This window comes from Peptoniphilus sp. HMSC062D09 (genome assembly GCF_001811425.1).
In the GTDB taxonomy this organism is placed as follows: domain Bacteria; phylum Bacillota; class Clostridia; order Tissierellales; family Peptoniphilaceae; genus Peptoniphilus_A.
Window position 1 is genome coordinate 1 of sequence record NZ_KV804724.1, and the last position, 216, is coordinate 216.

The 216-nt window shown below is 36.6% G+C and carries 1 pseudogene; it reads right to left on the reverse strand.

Features of this window, described 5'->3' with window-relative positions:
• Positions 1–68 (reverse strand): annotated as a pseudogene (locus HMPREF2801_RS09195) (plasmid mobilization relaxosome protein MobC); the annotation flags it as partial.
• Positions 69–216 lie beyond the last annotated feature (148 nt).

Here is a 216-nt window from a genome sequence, read left to right on the forward strand (position 1 = left end):
TCAAAAAGAGCCTTTTCTTCTTCGGTTAATTTAATTTCAAGTCTTTCGTTTCTTATTCTATTTGCCATAGTTAATTCCTCCTTTGAGTGTATTTCGGGGTCTTAGGGTTCTCCCTAACAAGCTAAAAATTGATAAAAAAAGAAGCAGATCCCAAAGGGCTGCTTCGTCAATTTTCCGTAAGTGTCCGTACACTTACTGTGCTTGCTACAAAAGAAT